The organism is Bradyrhizobium sp. SZCCHNRI3052, from assembly GCF_032484895.1.
GTDB lineage: Bacteria > Pseudomonadota > Alphaproteobacteria > Rhizobiales > Xanthobacteraceae > Bradyrhizobium.
Genome location: NZ_JAUETW010000022.1, coordinates 63,332 through 88,620 on the forward strand (window position 1 = coordinate 63,332; position 25,289 = coordinate 88,620).

Here is a 25,289-nt window from a genome sequence, read left to right on the forward strand (position 1 = left end):
GGCGCGGCTGACGCGGGTGCGCATGATGAGGGCCATCTGCTGCCTGCTTCGTGGCTGCTTCGCGCAGGGATTGTGGAATGCGTCTGCGTCAGATTGTCGTGCGGCGTACGGGTGGTGCTCCCGCAGAGCTGCGACATCTCACCGCTTGACGGTCGAGGCGCGCTTCGGGAGCCGGCTCTCAGCGACGATGTCGCGCCCGCGGCAAATCAGTGAGTTGCAAGAGCGTTCGACCGTAGCGATTCGGTCGATGGTAGACGTTCCGAGCGCACGCGGACCGCCTTGCGACGATCCGACGCGTCCGGGAACTTGTGATGAGACCGGGAGCAGCTACGCGCCGCCGCTCCGATGTGGCCGGATCATGGCGATTTCTTTACGAACGCGGCGAATGCGCCGGCGTAGTCGGCATGCCAGCGCGACAGTGGCGGCCGGTTCTCGACGATGTCGCCGGCCGCCCACAGGATGCGCCGCTCGTCCAGCGCGCGCGGCACGTCGTTGTCTGGGCACAGCACGTAGAAGTCGCCGGCCGCGACGCGCTCCAGCATGAAGTCGACCGTCTGCTCCGGCGTCCAGGCGGCGGCCGGCTTCTCGACGCGGCCATTCGCCGTCAGCGGCGTGAACACGAAGCCCGGAATGAACAGATGCGCCGTCACCTGGCAGCCAGTCGTGTTGCGCAACTCGTGCTGCAGCGCCTCGGTGAACGCCTTCACGCCGGCTTTGGAGACGTTATAGGCGGGGTCGCCGGGCGGCGTGGTGATGCCCTGCTTGGAGCCGGTGTTGATGATCAGCGAAGGCTTCCCTTGCGCGATCATGTTCGGCGCGAACACCTGCGAACCGTGGATGATGCCCCATAGGTTGACGCCGAGGATGCGCTGCCAATTGTCGTCGGCAAGCGTCTTGCTGCCCGGCTGGATGCCGGCATTGTTCATCAGCACGTCGATCGCGCCGAAGCGTGCGCGCACCGCCGTTTCGAGCGCGACCACGCTGTCCCGGCTGCTCACATCGACCGTGGCGGTCATGACCGCAGCCTCGCCACGCTTGGCCGCAGCCGCGAGCCTGGCGGCGGCGTCGCGCAGCCGGGCTTCGTCGACATCGGCGATGCAGACGTTCATGCCGCGCTCTGCGAAGCGCGTGGCGGCGGCGAGCCCGATGCCGGAGGCGCCTCCGGTGACGACGGCGGTGTGGTCGGCGGACAAGGCAGGGTGAGACACGGCAGGTTCTCCGGCATGACGACGAGATGCTGGTGTATGACGTCTTGGCGCGGCCGCAAGATCATCCGGCTGACGGCAAGACGGTTTTTTGCGGCTGCAACGCGAGGCGCATCAGTCCGGTCGCGGATGCATCGCGTCGGCTGGAACCGGCTTACGACGCGGCCCTGGCCCCGCGGGTCTTCCTTGGCTTCTCGATGTCGCTGCGCAGCGCGGCGAGATCCTTCTTCACGGCGTCAGCTGCGTCACGCTCGATGCGCCGGTAACGTTCGACCAACTGCGTGCCGAACGCCGTCAGCGCCGCGCCACCGCCATTGCGGCCGCCGGTCTGGCGCGCCACCGCCGGCTGCCGGCACACCCGGTTGATCTCGTCGACGAGGTCCCAGGCCCGCTTGTAGGACATGTCCATCGCGCGCCCGGCCGCAGAGATCGAGCCGTGTCGCGCGATGTTCTCCAGCAGCGCGATCTTGCCCGGCCCGATCCGGCCGCCGTCATCGAGATCGATGCGCAGGCTGAGCGAGGGCAGGGCGTTCGCTTTCGGCATGGAGGGTCTGCTCGTACTGACGTGGGGCGGACATTGCCACCATCATGTTTTGCGAACAAGATGATCCCAATCGACAATCGCAACGACATCTGGGGACGAAATGCTGCCTGCGCTGTTTTCACCGCTCACGATCGGTCCTTATCGCCTCAAGCACCGCGTCGTGATGGCGCCGTTGACCCGCATGCGCGCCGCAAGGGAGACGCTCGCGCCGCGGCCGCTCAACGTCGAGTATTATGCGCAGCGCGCGACGCCGGGCGGGCTGATCATCGCCGAGGCCTCGCCGGTGCTGCCGACCGGCACCGGCAGCCCGAACGTGCCGGGCATCTACAGCGCGGCGCAGATCGCCGGCTGGAAGCGGGTCGTCGATGCGGTGCATGCCAAAGGCGGATTCATCTTCCTGCAGCTCTGGCACGTCGGCCGCGTCTCGCATTCCTCGTTCCAGCCGGGCGGTGCGCTGCCGGTGGCGCCGTCGGCGATCGCGATCGGCGACGATCTCAAGGCGATGACGGCGGAAGGCAAAGGCGCAGCTTACGAGACGCCGCGCGCGCTCGACACCGACGAGATCCCCGCGCTTGTCGCCGCCTATGGCCAAGCCGCGCGCAATGCGATGGCCGCCGGCTTCGACGGCGTCGAGGTGCACGGTGCGAACGGTTACCTGATCGAGCAGTTCCTGCAGACCCGCAGCAACCAGCGCACCGACCGCTACGGCGGCTCCATCGCGAACCGCTGCCGCTTCCTGCTCGAGGTGACCGAGGCCGTGATCGCCGCCTGCGGTGCCGACAAGGTCGGCGTGCGGCTGTCGCCCTATGGCATCGCCAATGGCTCCGGCGAGGCCGAGCCGATGCCGCTCTATACCTACGCGATCGAGGCGCTCAACAAGCTCGGCATCGCCTATCTGCATCTGATCGAGCCGCGCTCCTCCGGCGCCGGCCGCGCCGACGTCAACTGGCAGAACGTGCCGTCGGCCATCGCTCTGTTCCGGCCGGTGTGGAAGGGCGTCCTGATCGGCGCCGGCGGCTTCACGGGCGAGCCGGCGGAAGCCGCGATCCAGGCCGGCCACGCCGACGCCATCGCCTTCGGCCGCACCTTCATCTCCAACCCGGACCTGCCCGCCCGGCTGCAGCACGGCTGGCCGCTGACGCCCTATCACCGCCCGACCTTCTATGGCGGCGAGGAGAAGGGCTACACGGACTATCCGGTGTATCAGGAGATGGCGAAGGTGTAGTCCGCGCTCTCTCCGCCGTCATTGCGAGGAGCGTAGCGACGAAGCAATCCAGACTCGCGTGCGCCACCCTGGATTGCTTCGCTTCGCTCGCAACGACGGTGGAGCGAGAGTTCGCGTCAACCAATAAGCCTGAGCCCGGGAGGACACCGCCCCATGAAGAACCGCACGACCGGACGCTCGGCCTTCCTCGCGCTGCTCAAGGACGAGGGCATCACGCATCTGTTCGGCAATCCCGGCACCACCGAATTGCCGATCATGCATGCCCTGAAGGATCATCCCGATCTCACCTACGTCATGGCGATGCAGGAGAGTCTGGTGGTGGCGATCGCCGACGGCTTCAGCCGCGCCTCGGGACGCCTCGTCGCCTGCAACGTTCACGTCGCGCCGGGTCTCGGCAACGCCATGGGCGCGCTCTACAATGCGCAGTTCACCGGAACGCCGATGATCCTCACCGCCGGCCAGCAGGAGCAGGGCCACGGCCTGATGGAGCCGCTGCTCTACGGCCCGCTGGTGCGGATGGCCGAGCCGCTGGTGAAATGGGCGGTCGAGGTGACGAGGCTGGAGGACCTGCCGCGCATCATCAGGCGCGCCGCCAAGGTGGCGACCACGCCGCCGACCGGTCCCGTCTTCATCTCGCTGCCCGGCGATATCCTCAATGCCGAAGCCGGCATCGAGTTCGGCCGTTCCACCCGGGTCGATGCGCGCGTGTTGCCGGCCGCGGACGCGTTGCAGGCGCTGGCGCAGCGCATTCTCAGTGCGCAGCGGCCGGTGATCATCACCGGCGACGAGATCGTCAAGAGCGATGCGCTGCGGCAGGCGGCCGAGTTCGCGTCGGCGATCGGCGCTCCCGTGCATCAGCAGTCCGCGCCCTATGGCGCGCATTTCCTGTCCGAGCATCCCTGCTACATCGGCTCATTGTCGCGCGCGCAGCAGCAGGTCCGCGACCTGCTCGCGCCACACGATCTTCTCATCGTGCTCGGCGCCGATCCCTTGCGGATGTCCGTGCATAGCGACATCGAGCCCCTGCCCGAGGGCTTGCCGATCGTGCAGATCGGCCTCGTCGATTGGGAGCTGGGAAAGAATTTCGGTGCCGAGATCGCGCTCAAGTCCGACGTTCGCGAGACGCTGCTTCAGCTCACGCCGCTCTTGCGCGAGCTCGGCGGCGCGGCCCTGCAGGCGCGTGCGCAGGAACGCCTGGCCGAATTGTCCTCGCAGAACTGGAGCGCGCGGCGCCGCAAGCTGGCCGCGCAGATCGAAGCGGCGCGCGAGCGGACGCCGATCGATCCGGACTACCTGGCGCTGCAGGTCGCCGAGGCCATGCCGGAGCACGGCATCCTGGTCGACGAAGGCCTGACCTCGGCGCGCTACATGACGGCGCTGTGGCCGTATCGCGACCGCTACAACTATCACGCGCTCGCCTCGGGGGGCATCGGCTGGGGCCTGCCGGCCTCGGTCGGCGTCAGCCTCGCCAATCCCGATCGCCCCGTGGTCTGCTACTCCGGCGACGGCAGCGCGATGTATTCGATCCAGGCGCTGTGGACCGCAGCGCATCACAAGCTGCCGCTGTCGGTGGTCATCGTCAACAATGGCGGCTACCGCATCATCAAGCAGCGGCTGCTGTCGTTCCATGGTGACGACAACTATATCGGCATGGATTTTGTCGATCCGCAGGTGGATTTTGCCGGGCTCGCCCGCTCGCTCGGCTGCGAGGCAATGCGCATCAGCGATCCCCGTGAATTGCAGCCGACGCTCTCGGCGGCGTTCCGCCGCCCCGGCGCCAAGCTGATCGAGGTGATGGTCAGCAACGCGGTGGACTGAGCGTTACTCCCGTCGCGCGGGGAATGCCGGACGTCCGGCCGAACCTTTGGTGACTGCCGCCTGCTTTTCTTCTGCAGGCGAGCCATGGGTGAGGCCTTCGCCGGGCATCCCCGCGCCCTCCGCCTTGCGAAGGCACCGCACCGGCAAACCTCGGACGCTCCTGGCGCCGCGAGAACGGAAGCGCGCATCCCGACACACGCCCATCATCGATCTCTGCGACAAGTTCCGAAATCCGAGACTTGCTTGATGTCAGCATTGAATTCAAACCCAGCCCCTTCCGCTCGTCGCGCGATCCCGATATGACGCCGCCTTCGTTGTGACTGGAAAAGCGCCATGACCAGGATTGATGCAATCGCCCGTGCCCGTCAGAGCCTGACGAGCGGTGACTTCTTGGCCGAGCTCGGCCGCCGGGTCGCCTATCGCACCGAGAGCCTCAATCCCGAGCGCAAGGACGACCTCGCGGCGTATCTGACCAACGAGCTGACGCCGTCCTTTGCAGCGCTCGGCTTTTCCTCCGAGATCGTGCCCTCGCCGAGCGGCAAGTCGCCGTTCCTGATCGCGACCTACCACGAGAGCGACAGCGCCCCGACGATGCTCAGCTATGGCCACGGCGACACCGTCGACGGCATGGCCGGCGAATGGCGCGACGGCCGCGATCCCTGGGCGGTGACGCCAGCGGGCAATCGTCTCTATGGCCGCGGCACCGCCGACAACAAGGGCCAGCACAGCATCAACATGGCGGCGCTGCGCGCGGTGCGCGAGGCCCGCGGCGGCAAGCTCGGCTTCAATGCCAAGTTCATCATGGAGATGGGCGAGGAGATCGGCTCGCCCGATCTCGCCAGGGTGGCCGATCTGCATCGCGACGCCTTGAAGGCCGACGTCTTCATCGGCTCGGACGGCCCGCGGCTATCGACCGCACGCCCCACCATCTTTCTCGGCTGCCGTGGCGGCATCCGGTTGCATCTCGACGTCAACCTGCGCGAGGGCGGCAACCATTCCGGCAATTGGGGCGGCGTGCTCGCCAATCCCGCGACCATCCTTGCCAATGCCATTTCCACGCTGGTCGACGGCCATGGCCGTATCAAGCTCGATACCTTGAAGCCGCCGCGCCTCACCAATGCCATCCGCGCCATCCTCGCCGACGTGAAGGTGGAGCCGACCGCCGACGAGCCGGCGCTGTCGGACCATTGGGGCGAGGAGGGGCTGACGCCGGCGGAGCGGCTCTATGCCTGGAATACGCTCGAGGTGCTCGCGATCTCCTCCGGCAATATCGACAAGCCGGCGAATGCGATCCCCGGCCGCGCCCGCGCCGTGCTGCAGCTGCGCTTCGTGGTCGGCACCAAGGTCGACAGCATCGTGGAGGACGTGAGGAGCCATCTCGTCGCGCACGGCTTCCCGATGGTCGAGGTCAGCATGACGCAAGGCTTCGCGGCCTCGCGCGCCGACATCGACAGCCCCTGGATCAAATGGGCCGCGGAGTCCATCAAGATGAGCACCGGCAAGGCGCCCGCGGTGCTGCCGAACTTCGGCGGCTCGCTGCCCAATGACGTGTTTGCCGACGTGTTGAAGATGCCGACCATGTGGGTGCCGCATTCCTACCCGGGCTGCTCGCAGCACGCGCCGGATGAGCACATCCTGCTGGATGTCACGGACGAGGCGCTCGGCCTGATGGCCGGGCTGTTCTGGGATCTCGGTGAATTGCGGAAGCCACTGTGAGCCGAGAAGGGGGCATGAGCACACATCGCCTGGCGTCTGGTGAGGAGCGCGCGCCGGCCAGGAAGACGGAAGGCGGGCTTGCTGGGCGCGGCGCGTCTCGAACCATGAGGTCCGTGTGCCGTGCGGTTGCATTGCCGCGTGCGGGAACCCGCCTGCAACTTTCGTCTGGTCGCGGGGCCTGCGAGCCCCTCGTAGTTTACCATCCCAACGTTCGGCGCTGCCGTTTCAGCCCGGACGTCTTGTCGAAGGGGACGCGGGACAGGCAATTTGTCGCAATCGTCCGAGGACGTCCCGCCGCGGGGCGGTCTATGGTGCCCGCGCTCGTCCGGCCGGAGATCGTCCGGGGGCGGGGGCCATTTTGAGTTCGCTGTGGTTTATGCAAGCATCCGGCGATCAGCCGGATTGAGGAGATCAGTTATGAAGCAGCTTCGCCTATTCGGTCTTGCCGTCGCCGCCGCGCTCTGCGCCGGCCAGGTGCAGGCCGAGGACCTGACGGGGACCCTGAAGAACATCAAGGAGACCGGCACCATTACGCTCGGCGTCCGCGACTCCTCGATCCCGTTCTCCTATCTCGACGACAATCAGAAGCCGATCGGCTTTGCCATCGACATCTGCATGGGCATCGTCGATGCCGTGAAGAAGGAGCTCAAGCTCGACAAGCTCGATGTGAAGCTCAACCCGGTGACGTCGTCGACCCGCATCCCGCTGCTCGCCAACGGCACCATCGATCTCGAATGCGGCTCGACCACCAACAATGCCGAGCGCCAGAAGCAGATCTCCTTCACCAACACCCACTTCCTGACGGCGAGCCGCTACGTCTCGAAGAAGGCGAGCAAGATCAACTCGATCGACGATCTGAAGGGGAAATCGGTCGTGTCGACCGCCGGCACCACCAACATCAAGCAGTTGACCGAGGCCAATGCCGCGCGCAATCTCGGCATCAACATTATTCCGGCCAAGGATCATGCCGAGGCCTTCCTGATGGTGGAGACCGATCGCGCCGTCGCCTTCGTGATGGACGACATTCTTCTGGCGAGCCTCGTCGCCGGCTCCAAGGATCCGGCCGCCTATGTCGTCTCCAAGGACGCGTTCTCGAAGCCCGAGCCCTACGGCATCATGCTGCGCAAGGACGATCCGCAGTTCAAGAAGGTGGTCGATGCGGCGACCGCCAAGATCTACACCAGCGGCGAGGGCGCCAAGCTGTATGACAAGTGGTTCATGCAGAAGATCCCGCCGAAGGGCCTGAACCTCAACACCCCGCTGTCGGCCGAGCTGAAGGCCGAGTTCGCCAAGCCGTCGGACTCGCCGGATCCGGATTCGTACAAGCCGTAACGTGAGGCCGCAGCTCTCGCGCCGAATTCGATGCGCCCCCCTCCCCCTTGCGGGGAGGGGTCGGGGGTGGGGGTCTCAGGAAAGACTGCCCGTGTGGACCCCCCACCCCGACCCTCCCCCGCAAGGGGGGAGGGAGCGCAGCGAGTTTTTGGCAAAGACTGTGTAATGCGACTTGCGAGCTAATTCCCTCTCAGGATGTCCCCGTGAACTACACCTGGAACTGGCACATCTTCCTGGAGCCGAACCCGACCGGGGCCGGCACCTATTTCGACATGCTGCTGGCGGGGCTGAAGGTCACCATCGTGACCTCGCTGTCGGCCTGGGTGATCGCGCTGATCTGCGGCACGATCGTCGGCATCCTGCGCAGCTTGCCGTCCAAGCTGGCGACCTGGATCGCCTTCGCCTATGTCGAGTTCTTCCGCAACATGCCGCTTTTAGTACAGCTGTTCCTGTGGTTCTTCGTGCTGCCGGAGCTGTTGCCGCCCACGATCGGCCTGTGGCTGAAGCAGATGCCCAATGCGCCATTCTATACGGCGGCCGTCGGCATCGGCCTGTTCATGTCGGCGCGTGTCGCCGTGCAATTGGCGGCCGGCATCGGCTCGCTGCCGCGCGGCCAGAAGCTGGCGGCGACCGCGCTCGGCCTCACCACCTTGCAGGCCTACCGCTACGTGCTGCTGCCGATGGCTTTCCGCATCATCCTGCCGCCGCTGACGTCCGAATTTCTCAACACGGTCAAGAACAGCGCCGTCGCAATCACGATCGGTCTGATCGAACTGACGGGCGCTGCGCGCGCCATGCAGGAATTCTCGTTCCAGGTGTTCGAGGCCTTCAGCGCCGCCACCTTGATGTATCTCGTCATCAACGTCATCGTCGTGATCGGCATGCGGCTCTTGGAGCGCGCGGTGGCGGTCCCTGGCTACATCACGGGCAAATGAGATGCTGGCCAATTTCGATTTCGACGTCATCCGCCGCTCGCTGAGCTATCTTTTCATCGACGGCATGACCTTCACGCTGACCTTGACGGCGCTGTCGGCGACGGGCGGTCTTGTGTTCGGCACCCTGATCGCGCTGATGCGGCTGTCCGGCTATCGGGTGATGGGCTTTATCGCCGGGCTCTATGTCGACTTCATGCGCTCGCTGCCGCTGGTTCTGGTGATCTTCTGGTTCTACTTCTTGGTGCCCTATATCGGGCAGTGGATCACCGGCTCGTCGCGGCCGATCAAGGTCGGCGCGTTCGCGTCCTCCCTGATCACCTTCATCCTGTTCGAGGCGGCCTATTTCTCCGAGATCATGCGCGCCGGCATCCAGTCGATCTCGCGCGGCCAGCCGGCCGCGGCCTCGGCGCTCGGCCTGACCTATGCGCAGACCATGCGCTACGTCGTGTTGCCGCAGGCGTTCCGCAACATGCTGCCGGTGCTGCTGACCCAGACCATCGTGCTGTTCCAGGACACGTCGCTGGTCTACGTGCTCTCGATTCCGGACTTCCTCGGCGCTGCTTCGAAAGTCGCCCAGCGCGACGGCCGCCTGGTCGAGATGTACCTGTTCGCGGCCCTGGTCTACTTCACCATCTCCTGTGTCGCGTCCTACGGCGTCCGCCGCCTGCAGTCGCGCATCTCCATCATCAGATAGTCGGCTCCCATGATCGAAATCAGCCACGTCAACAAATGGTACAGCCCGAGCTTCCAGGTGCTGAAGGACTGCACGACCTCGGTCGCCAAGGGCGAGGTGGTGGTGGTCTGCGGCCCCTCCGGCTCCGGCAAGTCGACCCTGATCAAATGCGTCAACGCGCTGGAGCCGTTCCAGGACGGCGTGATCACGATCGACGGCCTCAAGGTCAATGATTCCAAGACCAACCTGCCGAAGCTGCGCTCGCGGGTCGGCATGGTGTTCCAGCACTTCGAGCTGTTTCCGCATCTCAAGATCATCGACAACCTCTGCCTCGCCCAGCAGAAGGTGCTGGGTCGTGGCCATGAGGAAGCGACCGCGAAGGGCATGAAGCTCCTGGAGCGCGTCGGTCTCAAGGAGCAGGCGCAGAAGTTTCCGGCCCAGCTCTCCGGCGGCCAGCAGCAGCGCGTGGCGATCGCACGTGCGCTCGCCATGGATCCGATCGCGATGCTGTTCGACGAGCCGACTTCGGCGCTCGATCCGGAGATGATCAGCGAGGTGCTCGATGTCATGGTTGATCTCGCCCGCGAGGGCATGACCATGATGGTCGTGACCCACGAGATGGGCTTCGCCAGGAAGGTCGCCCACCGCGTCATCTTCATGGACCGCGGCGAGATCGTCGAGGACGCCAAGAAGGAGGAGTTCTTCGGCCAGCCGCGCAGCGAGCGCGCGCAGCAGTTCCTGTCGAAAATCCTGTCGCATTAGTCCGGTGAGTCATTCCGGGGCGCCCGCAGGGCGAACCCGGAATCTCGAGATTCCGGGTTCGATGCTGCGCATCGCCCCCGAATGACGGCGAGAGTAACAATTGGTGTACGCAGATGGCTTTGCGTGCGCAGATGAGAATGGAGACACGTCCTTGGACCCGATCGCTTACGTCAACGGCGCCTTCGTGCCCCTGTCCGAGGCCAAGGTCTCGGTCCTCGATCGCGGCTTCCTGTTTGCCGACGGCATCTACGAAGTGGCGGCGGTGCTCGATGGCAAGCTGGTCGACAGTGCCCCGCATCTTGCCCGCCTGGAGCGCTCGGTCGGCGAGATCGGGCTGGCGCTGCCGGAGAGCCTGGCGCGGATCGAGGAGCTGCAGAAGGAGCTGGTCGCACGCAACCGGCTCGACCAGGGCATGGTCTATCTGCAGGTGACGCGCGGTGCCGACAAGGGCCGCGACTTCCCGTTTCCCAAGGGCGACGTCAAGCCGACCTTGGTGATGTTCGTCACCGCCAAGGACATCATCAATGCGCCCTCGGCGAAGACGGGAATTGGCGTCATCACCGTGCCCGACATCCGCTGGGCGCGCCGCGACATCAAGAGCGTGGCGCTGCTGGCGCAGGTGCTCGCGAAGCAGGCGGCCGCCGCGGCCGGGGCCGGCGAGGCGTGGATGGTCGAGGACGGTCATGTCACCGAGGGCGGCTCGTCCTCGGCCTTCATCCTGACCAAGGACGACGTCATCGTGACGCGGCCGAACTCGAACGCGATCCTGCCGGGCTGCACCCGCAAGGCCGTGGTGAAGCTCGCCGAGGAGCGCCAGCTCAAGGTCGAGGAGCGGCTGTTCACGGTGGAGGAGGCGCTCGCGGCGAAGGAAGCCTTCATCACCAGCGCGAGCTCGTTCGTGCAGCCGGTGGTCACGATCGACGGCAAGCCCGTCGGCGACGGCAAGCCGGGACCGGTGGCGGCGCGGCTGCGCGAGATCTATGTCGATTTTGCGCGCGCCACGGCGGTGTAGTTGGAGGAGACGATAGAGCAGGTGCAGCATCGAAACCCGTTTGCATTGTCCGGCGCTTTGCTATCGTGGCGACGAACGAAACAGAAATCAGGGAGGAGTTTCGATGCGGTATCGCTTGAGAGGGCTCGCGGCCGGACTATTGATTGCGGGCGCAGGCATGACGGGAGCGGCATTGGCCGATGACGGCTGGGTGACCCTGGTCGACTCCACGACCAAGGCCGACTTCACCGAGGTCGGCAAGGCCAATTGGGAGATGAAGGACGGCGCGCTGTCGGCCGACAAGCTCGATGGCAAGGATCCATCGTATCTGGTGACCAAGGAGAGCTACAAGGACTTCCAGATCAAGGCCGAGTTCTGGGTCGATGACGCCGCCAACAGCGGCATCTTCATCCGCTGCGACCAGTCGGCGAAGATCGACTCCAACATCTGCTACGAGGTCAACATCTTCGACAAGCGGCCCGATCCGAAATACGGCACCGGCGCGATCGTCGACGTGTCCAAGGTCGATCCGATGCCGAAGGCCGGCGGCAAGTGGAATACCTATGAGATCACCGCCAAGGGTACGCGGCTGACCGTGATCCTCAACGGCGAGAAAACCGCCGATGTCGACGACAGCAAGCACGCGGCGGGACCGATCGCCCTGCAGTACGGCTCGGGCGTCGTGAAGTTCAGGAAGGTGCAGATCAAGCCGCTGTAGCGGCCGTGCATTCCGGGCAGCGGCGCTGGCCGCGGCTCGCGCGGTACAGGCTCTTGCAGTACCAGCGGCGCGCCATCATCTGCAGGGGATGGCGGGCCAACCGGGCCAGCGTCACCAGTTCGAGCATGGCGGGCATTGCAGCCTCCTTGACATCCTTCCGACTTTTGCGAGATGGGGCGGCACTTCGTTTGCGGAAGTGCCGCCGCAGTCGCATCAGCCATGCAGCTTCTTTGCGGTCTCGGCGATGATGCGGCCCTGATAGCGCGCCCCCGCCAGCTCGTTCGCGCTCGGCTGCCGGCTGCCGTCACCGCCGGTGATGGTGGTGGCGCCATAGGGCGAGCCGCCGGTGACCTCGTCGAGCTTCATCTGGCCGGCGAAGCCGTAGTTGAGGCCGACGATGGTCATGCCGAAATGCAAGAGGTTGGTGATGATCGAGAACAGCGTGACCTCCTGGCCGCCGTGCTGGGTCGCGGTCGAGGTGAAGGCGCCGCCGACCTTGCCGTGGAGCGCGCCCTTGGCCCACAGGCCGCCGGCCTGATCGAGGAAGTTGGCCATCTGCGAGGCCATGCGGCCGAAGCGGGTGCCGGTACCGACGATGATCGCGTCGTAGTCGGCGAGCTCCTCGACCTTTGCTATCGGAGCGGCCTGGTCGAGCTTGTAGTGGGAGGCCTTGGCGACGTCGGCCGGCACCAGTTCGGGCACGCGCTTGACGTCGACGGTGGCGCCGGTCTCGCGGGCGCCTTCGGCCACCGCGTTGGCCATCGCTTCGATGTGGCCGTATGCGGAGTAGTAGAGAACGAGAACCTTGGTCATGGCAGTCTCCGTGGGGACGAGGATGATCGGGGAGAGCGTCCCGGCCGGATGCCCGGCCGGGATCGCGTGAGAGGTCAGGCGGCGTCGACGAGCACCAGCTCGGAATCTTCGAGCGCGGTGATCTTGAGCGTGGCCTCGTCGCGGATGGCGGCGCCGTCACGGGCGTTGACTCGGACGCCGTTCACTTCGACGCTGCCGGCTGCGGGCACCAGATAGATGTGCCGGGCCTTGTCGGCGCTGTACTCGGCGGTCTCGCCGGCCTTCAGCGTGGTGCCGAGTACGCGCGCCTTGGCACGGATCGGCAACGCGTCGCCGTCATCTGCGAAGCCGCTCGCCAGTGTGACCAGCTTGCCGGAGCGGTCGGACTTCGGGAACGGCTTGGCGCCCCAGGTCGGTTGGCCGCCATCGGTGGTCGGCTCGATCCAGATCTGGAAGATCCGCGTCGTGGTCGGCTCCAGATTGTACTCGGAGTGGCGGATGCCGCTGCCCGCACTCATCACCTGGACGTCGCCGGCCTCGGTGCGGCCCTTGTTGCCGAGGTTGTCCTGATGGGTGATCGCACCCTCGCGGACATAGGTGATGATCTCCATGTTCCGGTGCGGATGCGCCGGGAAGCCGGTGTTCGGCGCGATCTCGTCGTCGTTCCAGACGCGCAGGGCGCCGTGGCCCATGTTGCTGGGGTCGTAGTAGCTCGCGAACGAGAAATGGTGCCTGGCCTTCAGCCAGCCGTGGTCGGCGCCGCCCAGCGCCGCAAAGGGCTTCAATTCGATCATGGGTCTGCTCCTGTGGTTGAAACGGCCGGCCGGGGCCGCCGTGCTGTTGGGCATTGGAATAAGGGAGCGGCCGGGGTATAGAAATAGAAACTATTGAAACCTATTGTTTCTAAAAACGAGATTTAAGGCGATGGCGCGACTTCCGGATTTCGAGGCGATGGCGATCTTCGCGAAGGTCGTCGAGCTGCGCTCCTTCGCCGGCGCCGCGCAGGAGCTGGGCCTCTCCAAGGCCTCCGTCTCCAAGGCGGTGAGCCGGCTGGAGGAGCGTCTGGGTACGCGGCTGTTCAACCGCACCTCGCGGCGCTTGGCGCTGACAGACGCCGGCCAGCGCCTGTCCGAGCGTGCCGCGCAGCTGCTCGCCGATGGCGAGGCTGCCGAGACCGAGGCGCTCGCGCAGTCGCTGACGCCGCGCGGCCTGGTGCGCTTCGCGGTGCCGATGACGTTCGGCGTCAAGAAGATCGCGCCGCTGCTGCCGGCGTTCCTAGAGCAATATCCGGAGGTCTCGATCGACCTCCACATGAGCGACGCCACCGTCGATCTGATCGGCGAAGGGTTCGACCTCGCGCTGCGGATCGCGCGGCTTCCGGACTCGTCGCTGGTCGCGCGCCGCCTTTGCCCCATGCCGCGCTACACGGTGGCGGCGCCGTCCTATCTGAAGCGCCACGGACGGCCGACGCATCCGATGCATCTCGCCGAGCACAAATGCTTCGGCTACGCCTATCTCTCCACCGCCGGCGTCTGGCACTACACCAATGCGGCCGGCGAGCAGGCCAGCGTACGGCCGGCGGGACAGCTGCGCGTCAACAATGGCGAGGCGCTGTTGCCGGCGGTGCTCGCGGGGCTCGGCATCGCGGACCTGCCGGATTTCATCGTTGGCGACGCGATCGCGTCTGGCGAGGTCGAGGTGGTGCTGAAGGGCTGGAGCCAGCCCGAAGGCGCAATGCATCTGGTGATGCCGCCCGGCGGCCCGCGCCCCGCGCGGGTCGAGGTGCTGACGGAGTTTCTGGTGAAGGAACTCGCGAAGGGGAAGAAGCGATGATCGCGGCCGCCGATCCCAGCCGATCAGGACTGCACCTCGCATACATCGACCCATGCGGCTCCCGTCAGCTCGGCCAAGCGATCCGGCGTGATCTTCACCGCGCTGTGGGTCGAGCCCGCGGCGGGCACCACGATGTCGAAGGCCTTCAGCGAGACGTCGCAATACACCGGTAGCGGCGACTTCAAGCCGAACGGGCAGACGCCGCCGACCTCGTGTCCGGTGATGTCGGCGACCTCGTCGAGGCCGAGCATCTTCGGCTTGCCGCCGAACAGTGCCTTCACCTTCTTGTTGTCCATGCGCGCGTGGCCTGCGGCGACGATCAGGATGACGCGCTCGCCGACGCGCAACGACAGCGTCTTGGCGATGCGGGCCGGCTCCACGCCATAGGCTTCCGCCGCGAGCGCCACGGTTGCGGAGCTCTGGCTGGAGACGAGAACGTCGATGTCGGGGGCTTTTTCGGCGAAGAAGGCGCGGACGGATTCAAGGCTCATGCGTGTTGACGATCTCAGGCAATTCGGAAAGCGCAGCAATACGATGATCGGGCGCAAAACCCAACTCGTCCATCTGGGTCCGCAGCGCCTTGAACATCGTGAGCGGGGACACGAGATCGGTCTCGATGCAGGCGGCCGCCATGGCTTCGGGAGTGACGCGCTCGATCCAGGCAACGTTGAGGCCGAAGGCCTTGGCGCCGCAGACGTCCCAGGGATTGGAGGACACGAACAGCACCTCGTCAGGCGCAAGCCCGAGTGTCTCCTGGATCAGCGCATAGGCTTGCGAGCTCGGCTTGAAGATCTTGTGGGCATCGACGCTGATGACGGCATCGAGCAGCGTGTCGAAGGCGCTGGCTTTCACCAGGCCGTCGAGCATCGCTGGGCTGCCGTTGGAGAGGATCGCGAGCCGGCGGTCCTTCATCGCGGCGAGCGCGGCACGTGCATCAGGGTAGGGATCGAGATCGAGATATTTGGCGATGATGCGATCGCGTGTGATCGCATCCGCCTGCAGGCCGAGAACGCGCAGCGTATAGAGCAGCGACTCGCGGGTAACGACCGAAAAATCCTCGTAGCGCTGCATCAGCGAGCGCAGCCAGGTGTATTCGAGCTGCTTGATGCGCCAGATCTGGGTGATGATGTCGCCGTGGCCGGGAAAGGCCTGCTCGGTGACCGCCGCTACCGACTGGATGTCGTACAGCGTGCCATAGGCATCGAAGACCACGGCTTTGAAGGGCACGGCGCTCACCTCATCAGAGAAGCAGGCGCGATGGCCGATGGCCGCCGCGCCTGCGGATGATAGCACGATCCTCGACGATACGAGCCGTCGGACGGCCTCAGATCCCGAGCAGCCTGCGCGCGTTGGCCTTCAACACCTTCGGCCGAATCTCCTCGCGGATGTCGAGCTTGGCGAAATCGGCGAGCCAGCGGTCGGGCGTGATCACCGGCCAGTCGGAGCCGAACAGCATCTTGTCCTGCAGGATCGAGTTGATGTAGCGCACCAGGATCGGCGGGAAGTACTTTGGCGACCAGCCGGAGAGGTCGATGTACACGTTCGGCTTGTGGGTCGCGACCGACAGCGCCTCCTCCTGCCAGGGGAAGGAGGGGTGGGCGAGAATGATCTTGAGGTCGGGGAAGTCGGCCGCGACGTCGTCCATGTACATCGGGTTCGAGTACTTCAGCCGCATCCCCATGCCGCCCGGCATGCCCGAGCCGACGCCGGTCTGGCCGGTGTGGAACAGCGCGATCGCGCCGCCGTCGTTGATCGCCTCATACAGCGGATAGGCCAGCCGGTCGTTGGCGTAGAATCCCTGCATCGTCGGGTGGAACTTGAAGCCGCGGACGCCATACTCCTCGATCAGCTTGCGCGCCTCGCGGACGCCGAGCTTGCCCTTGTGCGGATCGATGCTGACGAAGGGGATCAGCACATCGAGATGGTCGGAAGCGACCTCGAGCATCTCGTAATTGTTGTAGCGGCGGAAGCCGGTCTCGCGCTCGGCGTCGACCGGGAAGATCACGGCGGCGATGTTCTTGGAGCGGTAATAGGCCGCCGTCTCCGGCACCGTCGGCGGGTGCTTGTGCGGCGACTTGAAGTAGTCGGCCATCTGGGCCTGGAAATCGTCGTAGCCGTCATCCGCATGCATGCCGCAGGGCTCCTCGGCATGGGTGTGGATGTCGATGGCGACGACGTCGTCGATCTTGGGCAGAGCGAGCTTGGGCATGGGCGTTCCCGGCGGTTGGTTCTTGGCTTTGGAAAATTGATTATAGGATATAACAAATTTGGCAATCGCCAAGTTGGATCGAGGGGCCCGTCGCCGGCCGGTCCTGTTGAAGCCGGGGCCCGCCATGATTGACATCCGGCGGGCTGGTGGTTAGAAACCGGCCAATCCGGGCGACTTGGTCGCTTGCGGAACTCCCTTTGTATTTGCCACTTCCGGCCTGTCCAACACGGCCTTTCAACGTATCAGGATGTCCCATGAAGGTCCGTAACTCGCTGAAGTCGCTGCGTGGCCGCCATCGCGCCAACCGTCTGGTCCGCCGCAAGGGCCGCGTCTACGTGATCAACAAGGTCCAGCGCCGCTTCAAGGCCCGCCAGGGTTGATCCCGTAGATCTCCCCTCGAGAAGAGGGGCCTTCTCACAGGTCTTTGAGGCGCGTGCTGCTTTGCAGGACGCGCCGACTGCGTTTAGACTTGGGGCATGGCCAAGCGATCCTTGCGGGCGATTCTTCTCGCCGTTGTCGTCATTTCGGTACCGCACCTTGCGCAAGCGCAGGGCGAGCCGCACGCGACGCCCAAGCCAAAGCCGCCCGAGGCTCCGGCCAAGCTGCCCAAGGTCGGCGCCGACAAGACCAAGGGCCTCGATTTCCTGTTCGGCGCCCTGAAGGCGGCGCCCGACGAGATCAGCGCCAAGCACGTCGAGGCGCGGATCTGGGCGATCTGGCTGCAGACTCCCAGTGACACCGTCGCCCTGCTGATGGCGCGGTCCAAGGCGGCGATGGACGCGAAGCAGAACGAGGTTGCGCTCAAGCTGCTCGATTCGGTCATCAAGCTCCGGCCCGACTACGTCGAGGCCTGGAACCGTCGCGCGACGATCTATTACCTCCAGAACGATTACGGTCGCTCGCTTGCCGACATCCAGCAGGTCCTGCTGCGTGAGCCGCGGCACTTCGGCGCGCTCGCGGGTCTCGGCATGATCATGCAGGATCTCGGCGAGGAGAAGCGGGCCCTGGACGCGTTCCGCAAGGCGCTCGAGGTCAATCCGCACCTGGACAAGGTGCCGGAGCTGGTCAAGACGCTGACCGAGAAGGTCGAAGGCCGCGACATCTAGCCTTGGCGATCGATTAACCATGTCAGGACGGCCGTCCTTGCCGGCCGATCTGCGCCATCCCACCTGCCGTTGATCGGAGGACATCCGGCGAGGAGGTGGCGCAATGAGGCGTGCAGTGCTGACGGCAACGCTCATCGGAATGACGGCGACGGCCGCCTGGGCCGAGGATCCGGATCTGTTCTGGGTGGTCGGCAACCGCGCCACCAATCGCTGCGAGATCGTGACCAGCAATCCGATCGTCACCCCCACCATGGGCGACATCTGGTTCGCGTCCGGGCCGTTCAAGTCGAAAGACGACGCCAAGCTGGCGCGATCGACGATCAACGCGTGCCCGAACAAGGACATCACGTCCGAGGACTGATCGGCGCAATCCGGCCCGGTCAGCCGACTCAGTGAAATGCGGTGCTGCGGCGGTCCGGCATGCCGTACTGCGCGGCTGCGGCATACAGCTGCGCGATCTCGGCCTCGAGATGCTCGTTGACCAGCAGCAGGGCCTTCAGCGCGCCGCGGAGATCGCCATTGCAACTTGCGACGATCTCGTCGATCGCAGCCTCGCTCGAACGAAAACTCATCGGTAACCCCCTCCCAAAACACCAAACAAAACGCAGGGCCGGTCATCGTGTTCAAACGACGCAATGATCTGACCGCAAGTAATTCACGGCCATCAGCCGATTGCGAGGAAATGTCCCGACCATGGTTATAAAATGGCCGACGACGCCATGATGACAGGATTGGCTTGACGGGACGTGGAATTGCGCGCTTTCCCGCGCAACCGCCTTCGTTCTGCTCCGTATCTGTCAGCGTGACACGTAGAAAAATATCAATGATTTCAATCACTATTGCGGTCGTTCTCGGTGGGCTCGCACTGGCCACGCGGGCCGGTATTGCGATCGTCGAAAAGCGCTATCCGCAGCAGGGGCAGGCGATCCCGGTGGCCGGTGCGACCATCAATCTTGTGGATATCGGGCCGCGCAACGCGTCTGGACCGCCGCTCCTGCTGCTCCATGGGGCGAGCTCGAACCTCGAAGCCATGCGCCGTCCGCTGGGCGATCTCCTGGCGCAGCGCCACCGGGTGCTCCTGGTCGACCGTCCCGGCCACGGCTGGAGCCCGCGCGCGCGGCCTGAGGATTCCACGCCCGCGGCTCAGGCCCGGATGCTGGACGAGGTGCTGGCGCGGCTCGGCGTCGGCCAGGTCGTCCTGGTGGTGCATTCCTGGAGCGGCGCGCTCGGCCTGCGCATGGCGCTCGACTTCCCCGACCGGGTTGCGGGCCTCGTGATGCTGGCGCCGGTCGCCTATCCCTGGCGGGGCGGGGTCGGGCGCTACAACGAGGCCGTCACGACGCCGGTGGTCGGGCCGTTGCTGGCGCACACGATCACGCTGCCGCTCGGCCTGGCGCTGATGGCGCCCGGCGCCCGCGGCGTGTTCGCGCCGCAGGCGATGCCGGACGATTTCGTCGACCGGACCGCGACGCCGCTGCTGCTGCGCCCGCGCGAGTTCATGGCCAATGCCCGCGATCTCGTCACCCTGAAGCAGGCCGTGATCGAGCAGGCGCCGCGCTATGGCGAGATCAAGGTCCCGGTCACGATCGTGGCGGGCGGGGCCGACCGGACGGTCTATACCGACATCCATTCCCGCCCGCTCGCGCGGGTCGTGCCGCAGAGCCGCCTGATCGTCCTGCCCGACCTCGGGCACATGGTCCAGAACGCGGTGCCGGAGCTGGTGGCCGGCGAGGTCGACCGGATCGTCGCCGCGGTGACCCTGGCCGACGCCGTGGCGCCGTGATGTGAAAAAGCCCCGGCGGTCCGCCGGGGCTTTGCAGTCGAGGTGACGTGTCGGCCGGCGGCCGCTTACTGCTTCTGCTTGCCGTCCTTGTCGAACGACGAGACATAGGCCCAGAGGTTGTTGATCTCGGTCTCGTTCTTGATGCCGGCGAAGGTCATCTTGGTGCCGGGGATCTTGGCCTTAGGGTCCTTGATGTATTCCTTGAAGACCGCCTCGTTCCAGGTGATGCCCGAGTTCTTGTTGGCTTCCGAATAGTTGTAGTCCGGCGCGCTGCCCGACTTGCGGCCGTCGAGGCCGTTGAGTTCCGGGCCGACCTTGTTCTTCGCGCCCTCGCCGATCGCGTGGCAGGGCAGGCACTTGTTGAAGGACGTCTTGCCGGCGGCGGCATCCTGCGCCAGCGCGGCAGATGCCAGCGACGACGAGGCGAGGACGACGAGCGCGCTCAAAGTCATTTTCTTCATGGATCAGGCTCTGTGGGTTACGAGACGAGTTTGCGCGCAGGTTGTGGCATGGCCTCAGGCGACGCACAAGCGGGGAAGCACTGAGGCAAATCAGCATAATGGCGGAGCTTGTTGCTCTGCCGCAAACTTCGATGCGGATCCGCTGCCTATCCAAACCGTTTCCGTTGTGATTGATATGCCAGCACAAATCGAGGGCCGGAGGAACGCGATGGCGATCATGATGCCGGAAGCTGATCGGGCGGTGCTGGCGCGCCGCGACGAGATCGTTGCTGCACTGCGTGCGATCGTGCCGGGCGAAGGCGTCATCGACAGCGCTGCCGAGATGCTGCCTTACGAGTCCGACGGGTTGATGGCCTACCGCCAGCCGCCGATGGTTGTGGTGCTGCCGGAGACCACCGCGCAGGTCTCGCAGGTCCTGAAGTATTGCCACGGGCAGGGCATCAAGGTGGTTCCCCGCGGCTCGGGCACCTCGCTGTCCGGCGGCGCGCTGCCGCTCGCCGACGGGGTGCTGCTCGGGCTCGGCAAGTTCAAGCGCATCCGCGAGATCGATTTCGACAACCGCGTCGTCGTCACCGAGCCAGGGGTCACCAATCTCGCCATCAGCCAGGCGGTGGCGCATGCCGGCTTCTACTATGCGCCGGACCCGTCGTCGCAGATCGCCTGCTCGATCGGCGGCAATGTCGCGGAGAATTCCGGCGGCGTGCACTGCCTGAAATACGGCATGACCACCAACAACGTGCTCGGCTGCGAGTTCGTGCTGATGACCGGCGAGGTCCTGCGCATCGGCGGCAAGTGCACCGAGAACGCCGGCTATGACCTGATGGGCCTGATCACCGGCTCGGAAGGGCTGCTCGGCGTGGTCACCGAGGTGACGGTGCGCATCCTGCAGAAGCCGGAGACGGCCCGCGCCCTGATGGTCGGTTTCGCCGAGGTCGAGGCCGCCGGCGAATGCGTCGCCCGCATCATCGGCGCCGGCATCATCCCCGGCGGCATGGAGATGATGGACAAGCCGGCGATCCACGCCGCCGAAGCCTTCGTTCATGCCGGCTATCCGCTCGACGTCGAGGCGCTCCTGATCATCGAGCTCGACGGCCCCGGCGTCGAGGTCGACGAGCTGATCGGCCGCGTCGAGGCGATCGCGAACGGCTGCGGCTCGACCACCTGCCGCATCTCGACCTCCGAGGCCGAGCGCAACCTGTTCTGGGCCGGCCGCAAGGCGGCGTTCCCGGCCGTGGGGCGTATCTCGCCGGACTATCTCTGCATGGACGGCACCATCCCGCGCGGCGCGCTGCCGAAGGCGCTGGCGCGCATCCGCGAGCTCTCGGAGAAGTACCAGCTCGGCTGTGCCAACGTGTTCCATGCCGGCGACGGCAATCTGCATCCGCTGATCCTCTACGACGCCAACAAGCCGGGCGAGATGGAGCGCGCGGAAGCCTTCGGCGCCGACATCCTGCGCTGCTGCGTCGAGCTCGGCGGCGTCCTGACCGGCGAGCACGGCGTCGGCATCGAGAAGCGCGACCTGATGCCGGAGATGTTTTCCGAGATCGACCTCAACCAGCAGCAGCGGGTGAAGTGCGCGTTCGATCATTTGGGCCTGCTCAATCCCGGCAAGGTGTTCCCGACCCTCCACCGCTGCGCCGAGCTTGGGCGGATGCATGTCCATGGCGGCAAGCTCGCGTTTCCGGATTTGCCGCGGTTCTGAAAAGGGCGCGGGCGGGCAGGAGATTCTCATCTTTCGCCCGGACTCTCGCGAGCCTCACGCGCGCCAATCGTCGATCGCCTTGCGCCGCAACGCCGGTGCAGCGAGCGCTGACGCTCTCTCCCCACGTCATTCCGGGGCGCCCGCAGGGCGAGCCTGGAATCCATAACCACGGGCCGATGTGTGGGGCAGCCCGGCAGCTCCATCCCGTTCCAACAACATCGGCCTGTGGCTATGGATTCCGGGCTCATCGCTGCGCGATGCCCCGCAATGACGTGGAGAAAGCTGACCTCATCGCATCCACCTCCGTCCGCAGACGCACGTCCACGTTCCCGCGACGTGCTCCGCCCGAGTGATGCCATCGACATCGCCCTCCAAAACAAGCGAGAGGGCGCAGGGAATGCCGGGTGAAGGCCTCACCCATGGCCCGCCTGCGAAAAAAATGCAGGCGGCAGGTACCACAGGTTCAGCCGAACATCCGGCATTCCCTGCGCGGCGGTCTTAACGCTTATACGTGATCTCCTCGGGGACCGGCGTTCTTGCCCCCGTCGCCTGCGTGCCCCGTAAAGGGCATCACCCGCTTGGCCTCAGCACCGGGAGGCCAGGACCACACGATTTCACGTCCGCATCGCAGTCGTTCGTCGGCATGACCGAAGCCACGCTGCGACCCGACACGGCCACCGCATCCCCGCCTCGCATATCGTGACGACCGCGCGTACGCCCCTCTCGGTGAGGCGGGATGGGCGGAGGATTACACAATTTCTGGGAAAACGAAAGAGGAAATTTCACCGTTCGGAGGGGGCTGCTACTCCGCATTGAAATAGCTCGCGAAATTAGCTCTTGCGCGGGAGCGATTTTGCCGCGGCCGGCCGTTCCTTGGGCAGTGAGATCGCGCGAAAATCGCAAAGCTGATTTGCCCGACGATCCGAAAAGCCTACATCTTTCTGGTTCGAAATAATGAGCGCTCAAGGGATCGGCCTTGGACATCTCCCGTGTGAAGGGAACGGGTCAATAGTTATTTGCGCTACAAATCAATTGGTTATGTAGTGGGGGCGCCCATCGTGCACGGCGTATTCACGGTGAATGAAGCGGCCGTCTGCCGTTCGCTTGTCGATTCGTGCCGAAGTCTTGAAGAGGGCATGCAATATTGTTCATCGCCCACCGGCGAAGAGGCGCCGCGGACACGTTTGTTGCCGGTGGATTATCAGGGGAATAGTCCTGTCGCCGCAAAACTCTTTATAAGAGGACCGACTCGGCGGATCGCTATAGACACATGATGGCGGGCGGAGGCGCGGCGGACAGATCTTTGCCGGTGCCAGGAAGGTCAGCCGTCGCCGCCTTAAGGCCAGCTGATAGATCGATCCCCTATGGCAGACGCTGAAATACCATCATCATGGTCAAGTGCGGGCCGTAACGCCCTTGGAAATACGCTTTGGATCTTACCTCTAGTAACCTTCGAGAGAGTGACTGAAGGGCACTATAATCAGGCAGCTATTTTGGGCGCGGCCTGGATTGTTGCCCTCATACTTGCCGTAAAGTTGCACATTGTAGAAGAGCTTGCATCGAGCCATAAGAGGCGATCACAATTGCTGACTTGGGCATGCATCATTGCAGGAGCGGTGCTTCTGGGACTTGGCATATTTCGGCTGTCCTCGCCGCCGGTTCTTCAAAACGAATCGAAGCCAATCAGCCAAGTCGCCGAAGATAAGGATACGCAACGCACGATTGATGCTCTCTCGACCCAAGTGCGCCAGATGAGTCGCGATCTTGCGAAGGCAAATCAAGAAAGAGATGAAGCTCTCTCCAAGTCTGCTTCGGCGACTCCTCCGAGCGGAGGGCCAATAAGATGGAACTCGCCGGAGGCGCAGCAGCTCTTTGTAGTAAGTTGGGCCGCGGACGGATTCGTCGTGAATGGCGCGCTTTTTTGGGGGACCAGCACCGAGTCAGTTTCGATCACAGAGGCATATGTCACCTCAGGGCTGACAGGGCACAAGCTGCAGCTTCAGGCTAACGTCGCGAACAAGGGTTACTTTCCCGTTGATAAGGTTGATATCCCGCCTGGTGCACCCGTCCATCTTGACGCCGTTTGGAATCCTCCCATCCCCATCAAAGCTTTCATGAACGAGTGGGGCAAGTTCCGCGCGGTGATTGTTTATAACGGCACTAGGTATGAACGAGATTACGACCTCGATTTGGTGCGAAAGAAGCTGCAGGAGCACGCGCCGGATATGTTCGGGCCTCAGATGACCCCGCGGGAAGACAAGTAGGCCGGGGAAAATCCGGGGAAAGCCCATTCCGGAGCAGTTTCTATAGGGCGGATTCCGGTGAACTAAAGGGCCTTTTTCTTCGATGGCCTCGTGCGAGTTTCACTCGTGTAAGAGAGGGGGCCAAAACTAAAGTTGAAGGACTTTCTGTGAAATGTTTCGAGGGCGTTGTTCGCTGTCTCGATGGCGGTGTTGGCCTGATGGACGACTTTGGAAACCTCGATTGTCTGCTCGGGTGAAAGATTGCCGCGATCAACTAGAGGAATAATGGCGGCAAGCATACCTTTAACATCCTCAAGATTGCCGTGTACTTGCTCGATCTGATCGGATGCCTTGTCCTGAGCGAATCGGTTCGTTTGTTGGTACTGGATGCGTAAAAAATTCCACCAGAATAGTCCGACACCGACAAAGGCAGCCGAAAAGCTGACCCACGACGAGGTTACGTTAGGCCAAGTTGAATAGGTTGCTATCGCCGCGGGAGGTCCAAACTCGATTACACATCGTAGTGCGATCCTGAGCCAAATTCGATAATCGAGCAGCATAGTGCCCCCAATAACAGGACGCCCGAGCGACGTACCAAAGCGTGCACTATTTCAGAGCCGCTACCAAAACGAAAGCCCTACTAAGACAGCTTTGTTCTGCGCTGACTGTCTCCTTTTCGCCGGTCCTTAGGAACGGGGGCGGTGATCCCGCCATGAGGTATGGCATTGCGGTGCAAACGCTCGACGCAGATCGCGCACGGCCCGCCTTGCTCTTATCGTCGTCCACGGGGATTACGGTGACTCTGCTGGTCTACACTAAATTGCGACGCTTTCACCGGACGGAAGGCTTGCCGGTTACGACAACTCTCTCGGATCCTCATCTTCAATGAGCCCTTGAATGGCGGCGGCGAGAGGCGCCTCATCGCCGTCGAAGCTCGCAATCATCGCATGCAGAAAGGCATCCGGATCGAGGGCATCGAGGTCGATGGTGTGCCCGGCCTGATCTGCCAGCAGAAGAAAGAACGAGAGCTGCGTGCGGCCGTTGCCTTCCCTGAAGGCATGGATCACGTTGAGGGTTGCGAGAAACTCTGCCGATTTCCTGGCAAACTCCGTCGGCGAAAGGTCCTGCAGGAAGTTGTCGTTCGCGAGTTTCGTGAAAAGCCGCTTGATCGTGTCCCCAAGCGTGGTGTAGCTGGCGGCCCACCGCGTTCGCCGGCTGGAGCCGGGCCTGTCAGCTGGCGA

The 25,289-nt window shown here is 64.5% G+C and carries 28 protein-coding genes; 16 read left to right on the forward strand and 12 right to left on the reverse strand.

From position 1 onward, the window contains the following. Positions 1–356: 356 nt before the first annotated feature. Together QW887_RS34185 and QW887_RS34190 are read right to left on the reverse strand one after the other, a co-directional pair. On the reverse strand, positions 357–1,208 hold the full coding sequence (locus QW887_RS34185) for an SDR family NAD(P)-dependent oxidoreductase (RefSeq protein WP_316196132.1): 852 nt from the start codon (positions 1,206–1,208) through the stop codon (positions 357–359). Positions 1,209–1,359: 151 nt separating this feature from the next. Then, a complete protein-coding gene (locus QW887_RS34190) occupies positions 1,360–1,749 on the reverse strand; it encodes a winged helix-turn-helix domain-containing protein (RefSeq protein WP_316184228.1) in 390 nt (129 codons plus the stop codon). Between the two features lie 100 nt (positions 1,750–1,849). Between QW887_RS34190 and QW887_RS34195 the strand changes: the two genes are divergently transcribed. The 9 genes from QW887_RS34195 (at position 1,850) to QW887_RS34235 (ending at position 11,919) form a co-directional block, all read left to right on the forward strand. Next, on the forward strand, positions 1,850–2,974 hold the full coding sequence (locus QW887_RS34195; RefSeq protein ID WP_316184226.1) for an alkene reductase: 1,125 nt from the start codon (positions 1,850–1,852) through the stop codon (positions 2,972–2,974). Between the two features lie 153 nt (positions 2,975–3,127). After that, complete coding sequence (locus tag QW887_RS34200) at positions 3,128–4,792, forward strand: thiamine pyrophosphate-binding protein (protein WP_316184225.1); 1,665 nt, start codon at positions 3,128–3,130, stop codon at positions 4,790–4,792. A gap of 333 nt (positions 4,793–5,125) precedes the next feature. Beyond that, complete coding sequence (locus QW887_RS34205) at positions 5,126–6,508, forward strand: M20 family metallopeptidase (protein ID WP_316168053.1); 1,383 nt, start codon at positions 5,126–5,128, stop codon at positions 6,506–6,508. 417 nt (positions 6,509–6,925) lie between these two features. After that, complete coding sequence (locus QW887_RS34210; protein WP_315753374.1) at positions 6,926–7,840, forward strand: amino acid ABC transporter substrate-binding protein; 915 nt, start codon at positions 6,926–6,928, stop codon at positions 7,838–7,840. A 203-nt stretch (positions 7,841–8,043) separates the two neighbouring features. Continuing rightward, positions 8,044–8,775, forward strand: coding sequence for an amino acid ABC transporter permease (locus QW887_RS34215; protein WP_315736524.1), 732 nt, complete (start codon positions 8,044–8,046; stop codon positions 8,773–8,775). 1 nt (position 8,776) lies between these two features. Then, on the forward strand, positions 8,777–9,469 hold the full coding sequence (locus tag QW887_RS34220) for an amino acid ABC transporter permease (RefSeq protein ID WP_315736525.1): 693 nt from the start codon (positions 8,777–8,779) through the stop codon (positions 9,467–9,469). A gap of 9 nt (positions 9,470–9,478) precedes the next feature. Further along, a complete protein-coding gene (locus tag QW887_RS34225) occupies positions 9,479–10,210 on the forward strand; it encodes an amino acid ABC transporter ATP-binding protein (RefSeq protein ID WP_316196134.1) in 732 nt (243 codons plus the stop codon). Positions 10,211–10,361: 151 nt separating this feature from the next. Next, complete coding sequence (locus QW887_RS34230; protein ID WP_315736527.1) at positions 10,362–11,222, forward strand: D-amino-acid transaminase; 861 nt, start codon at positions 10,362–10,364, stop codon at positions 11,220–11,222. Between the two features lie 103 nt (positions 11,223–11,325). After that, positions 11,326–11,919, forward strand: coding sequence for a DUF1080 domain-containing protein (locus QW887_RS34235; protein WP_315753381.1), 594 nt, complete (start codon positions 11,326–11,328; stop codon positions 11,917–11,919). Here QW887_RS34235 and QW887_RS34240 read toward each other — a convergent pair. The 3 genes from QW887_RS34240 to QW887_RS34250 form a co-directional block, all read right to left on the reverse strand. Further along, positions 11,906–12,055 (reverse strand): hypothetical protein, encoded by a 150-nt coding sequence (locus QW887_RS34240; protein ID WP_315736529.1) that lies wholly within the window; start codon positions 12,053–12,055, stop codon positions 11,906–11,908. The genes QW887_RS34235 and QW887_RS34240 overlap by 14 nt on opposite strands. A 77-nt stretch (positions 12,056–12,132) precedes the next feature. Beyond that, on the reverse strand, positions 12,133–12,732 hold the full coding sequence (gene wrbA / locus QW887_RS34245) for an NAD(P)H:quinone oxidoreductase (protein ID WP_316196136.1): 600 nt from the start codon (positions 12,730–12,732) through the stop codon (positions 12,133–12,135). Between the two features lie 74 nt (positions 12,733–12,806). Beyond that, the gene (locus tag QW887_RS34250; RefSeq protein WP_316196138.1) at positions 12,807–13,505 is read right to left on the reverse strand and encodes a pirin family protein; all 699 of its coding nucleotides are present in this window, start codon (positions 13,503–13,505) and stop codon (positions 12,807–12,809) included. A gap of 130 nt (positions 13,506–13,635) precedes the next feature. On the opposite strand from QW887_RS34250, the gene QW887_RS34255 reads away from it, so the two are divergent. Continuing rightward, a complete protein-coding gene (locus tag QW887_RS34255; protein ID WP_315716640.1) occupies positions 13,636–14,544 on the forward strand; it encodes a LysR family transcriptional regulator in 909 nt (302 codons plus the stop codon). A 23-nt stretch (positions 14,545–14,567) separates the two neighbouring features. Here the strand turns inward: QW887_RS34255 and QW887_RS34260 are convergent, their stop codons facing one another. The 3 genes from QW887_RS34260 to QW887_RS34270 all read right to left on the reverse strand — a co-directional run bounded on the left by QW887_RS34260 (position 14,568) and on the right by QW887_RS34270 (position 16,753). Next, positions 14,568–15,035, reverse strand: coding sequence for a YbaK/EbsC family protein (locus QW887_RS34260; RefSeq protein ID WP_315716641.1), 468 nt, complete (start codon positions 15,033–15,035; stop codon positions 14,568–14,570). Then, entirely contained in the window at positions 15,025–15,771 is a 747-nt protein-coding gene (locus tag QW887_RS34265) for a haloacid dehalogenase type II (protein ID WP_316196140.1), read from the reverse strand. Before QW887_RS34265 ends, QW887_RS34260 begins: the two co-directional genes overlap by 11 nt. A gap of 97 nt (positions 15,772–15,868) precedes the next feature. After that, positions 15,869–16,753: an amidohydrolase family protein gene (locus tag QW887_RS34270; RefSeq protein WP_315716643.1), complete on the reverse strand. Its 885-nt coding sequence runs from the start codon at positions 16,751–16,753 to the stop codon at positions 15,869–15,871. A gap of 254 nt (positions 16,754–17,007) precedes the next feature. Between QW887_RS34270 and ykgO the strand changes: the two genes are divergently transcribed. The 3 genes from ykgO to QW887_RS34285 all read left to right on the forward strand — a co-directional run bounded on the left by ykgO (position 17,008) and on the right by QW887_RS34285 (position 18,220). After that, positions 17,008–17,133, forward strand: a complete 126-nt coding sequence (gene ykgO / locus QW887_RS34275) for a type B 50S ribosomal protein L36 (RefSeq protein WP_006611362.1) — start codon at positions 17,008–17,010, stop codon at positions 17,131–17,133. 96 nt (positions 17,134–17,229) lie between these two features. Then, entirely contained in the window at positions 17,230–17,859 is a 630-nt protein-coding gene (locus QW887_RS34280) for a tetratricopeptide repeat protein (protein WP_316196142.1), read from the forward strand. 103 nt (positions 17,860–17,962) lie between these two features. Further along, entirely contained in the window at positions 17,963–18,220 is a 258-nt protein-coding gene (locus QW887_RS34285) for a hypothetical protein (RefSeq protein WP_316168050.1), read from the forward strand. 28 nt (positions 18,221–18,248) lie between these two features. Here QW887_RS34285 and QW887_RS34290 read toward each other — a convergent pair whose 3' ends face one another. Beyond that, entirely contained in the window at positions 18,249–18,431 is a 183-nt protein-coding gene (locus tag QW887_RS34290; protein WP_315716646.1) for a hypothetical protein, read from the reverse strand. Between the two features lie 251 nt (positions 18,432–18,682). On the opposite strand from QW887_RS34290, the gene QW887_RS34295 reads away from it, so the two are divergent. Further along, the gene (locus QW887_RS34295; RefSeq protein ID WP_315716647.1) at positions 18,683–19,642 is read left to right on the forward strand and encodes an alpha/beta hydrolase; all 960 of its coding nucleotides are present in this window, start codon (positions 18,683–18,685) and stop codon (positions 19,640–19,642) included. Between the two features lie 65 nt (positions 19,643–19,707). Here QW887_RS34295 and cycA read toward each other — a convergent pair whose 3' ends face one another. Continuing rightward, entirely contained in the window at positions 19,708–20,103 is a 396-nt protein-coding gene (gene cycA, locus QW887_RS34300; protein WP_315716648.1) for a cytochrome c-550 CycA, read from the reverse strand. Positions 20,104–20,311: 208 nt separating this feature from the next. Here cycA and QW887_RS34305 point away from each other — a divergent pair, with 208 nt between their 5' ends. Both QW887_RS34305 and QW887_RS34310 read left to right on the forward strand, forming a co-directional pair. After that, positions 20,312–21,805 (forward strand): FAD-linked oxidase C-terminal domain-containing protein, encoded by a 1,494-nt coding sequence (locus QW887_RS34305; protein ID WP_316174945.1) that lies wholly within the window; start codon positions 20,312–20,314, stop codon positions 21,803–21,805. 1,364 nt (positions 21,806–23,169) lie between these two features. Continuing rightward, complete coding sequence (locus tag QW887_RS34310; RefSeq protein ID WP_316168047.1) at positions 23,170–24,069, forward strand: hypothetical protein; 900 nt, start codon at positions 23,170–23,172, stop codon at positions 24,067–24,069. Between the two features lie 62 nt (positions 24,070–24,131). On the opposite strand, the gene QW887_RS34315 is transcribed toward QW887_RS34310, so the two are convergent. Further along, positions 24,132–24,608: a hypothetical protein gene (locus tag QW887_RS34315; protein ID WP_316168046.1), complete on the reverse strand. Its 477-nt coding sequence runs from the start codon at positions 24,606–24,608 to the stop codon at positions 24,132–24,134. Between the two features lie 294 nt (positions 24,609–24,902). Beyond that, on the reverse strand, positions 24,903–25,289 hold a 387-nt coding region (locus QW887_RS34320; protein WP_316196145.1), incomplete at its 5' end, for a Fic family protein.

What these genes read in the sequence shown, in the direction of transcription:
- QW887_RS34190 (WP_316184228.1), bottom strand. Translation starts at nt 1,749, where the DNA reads ATGCCGAAAGCGAACGCCCTGCCCTCGCTCAGCCTGCGCATCGATCTC.
- QW887_RS34195 (WP_316184226.1), top strand. Translation starts at nt 1,850, where the DNA reads ATGCTGCCTGCGCTGTTTTCACCGCTCACGATCGGTCCTTATCGCCTC.
- QW887_RS34200 (WP_316184225.1), top strand. Translation starts at nt 3,128, where the DNA reads ATGAAGAACCGCACGACCGGACGCTCGGCCTTCCTCGCGCTGCTCAAG.
- QW887_RS34205 (WP_316168053.1), top strand. Translation starts at nt 5,126, where the DNA reads ATGACCAGGATTGATGCAATCGCCCGTGCCCGTCAGAGCCTGACGAGC.
- QW887_RS34210 (WP_315753374.1), top strand. Translation starts at nt 6,926, where the DNA reads ATGAAGCAGCTTCGCCTATTCGGTCTTGCCGTCGCCGCCGCGCTCTGC.
- QW887_RS34220 (WP_315736525.1), top strand. Translation starts at nt 8,777, where the DNA reads ATGCTGGCCAATTTCGATTTCGACGTCATCCGCCGCTCGCTGAGCTAT.
- QW887_RS34225 (WP_316196134.1), top strand. Translation starts at nt 9,479, where the DNA reads ATGATCGAAATCAGCCACGTCAACAAATGGTACAGCCCGAGCTTCCAG.
- QW887_RS34235 (WP_315753381.1), top strand. Translation starts at nt 11,326, where the DNA reads ATGCGGTATCGCTTGAGAGGGCTCGCGGCCGGACTATTGATTGCGGGC.
- QW887_RS34240 (WP_315736529.1), bottom strand. Translation starts at nt 12,055, where the DNA reads ATGCCCGCCATGCTCGAACTGGTGACGCTGGCCCGGTTGGCCCGCCAT.
- wrbA (WP_316196136.1), bottom strand. Translation starts at nt 12,732, where the DNA reads ATGACCAAGGTTCTCGTTCTCTACTACTCCGCATACGGCCACATCGAA.
- QW887_RS34250 (WP_316196138.1), bottom strand. Translation starts at nt 13,505, where the DNA reads ATGATCGAATTGAAGCCCTTTGCGGCGCTGGGCGGCGCCGACCACGGC.
- QW887_RS34255 (WP_315716640.1), top strand. Translation starts at nt 13,636, where the DNA reads ATGGCGCGACTTCCGGATTTCGAGGCGATGGCGATCTTCGCGAAGGTC.
- QW887_RS34260 (WP_315716641.1), bottom strand. Translation starts at nt 15,035, where the DNA reads ATGAGCCTTGAATCCGTCCGCGCCTTCTTCGCCGAAAAAGCCCCCGAC.
- QW887_RS34270 (WP_315716643.1), bottom strand. Translation starts at nt 16,753, where the DNA reads ATGCCCAAGCTCGCTCTGCCCAAGATCGACGACGTCGTCGCCATCGAC.
- ykgO (WP_006611362.1), top strand. Translation starts at nt 17,008, where the DNA reads ATGAAGGTCCGTAACTCGCTGAAGTCGCTGCGTGGCCGCCATCGCGCC.
- QW887_RS34280 (WP_316196142.1), top strand. Translation starts at nt 17,230, where the DNA reads ATGGCCAAGCGATCCTTGCGGGCGATTCTTCTCGCCGTTGTCGTCATT.
- QW887_RS34285 (WP_316168050.1), top strand. Translation starts at nt 17,963, where the DNA reads ATGAGGCGTGCAGTGCTGACGGCAACGCTCATCGGAATGACGGCGACG.
- QW887_RS34290 (WP_315716646.1), bottom strand. Translation starts at nt 18,431, where the DNA reads ATGAGTTTTCGTTCGAGCGAGGCTGCGATCGACGAGATCGTCGCAAGT.
- QW887_RS34295 (WP_315716647.1), top strand. Translation starts at nt 18,683, where the DNA reads ATGATTTCAATCACTATTGCGGTCGTTCTCGGTGGGCTCGCACTGGCC.
- cycA (WP_315716648.1), bottom strand. Translation starts at nt 20,103, where the DNA reads ATGAAGAAAATGACTTTGAGCGCGCTCGTCGTCCTCGCCTCGTCGTCG.
- QW887_RS34305 (WP_316174945.1), top strand. Translation starts at nt 20,312, where the DNA reads ATGGCGATCATGATGCCGGAAGCTGATCGGGCGGTGCTGGCGCGCCGC.
- QW887_RS34310 (WP_316168047.1), top strand. Translation starts at nt 23,170, where the DNA reads ATGGCAGACGCTGAAATACCATCATCATGGTCAAGTGCGGGCCGTAAC.
- QW887_RS34315 (WP_316168046.1), bottom strand. Translation starts at nt 24,608, where the DNA reads ATGCTGCTCGATTATCGAATTTGGCTCAGGATCGCACTACGATGTGTA.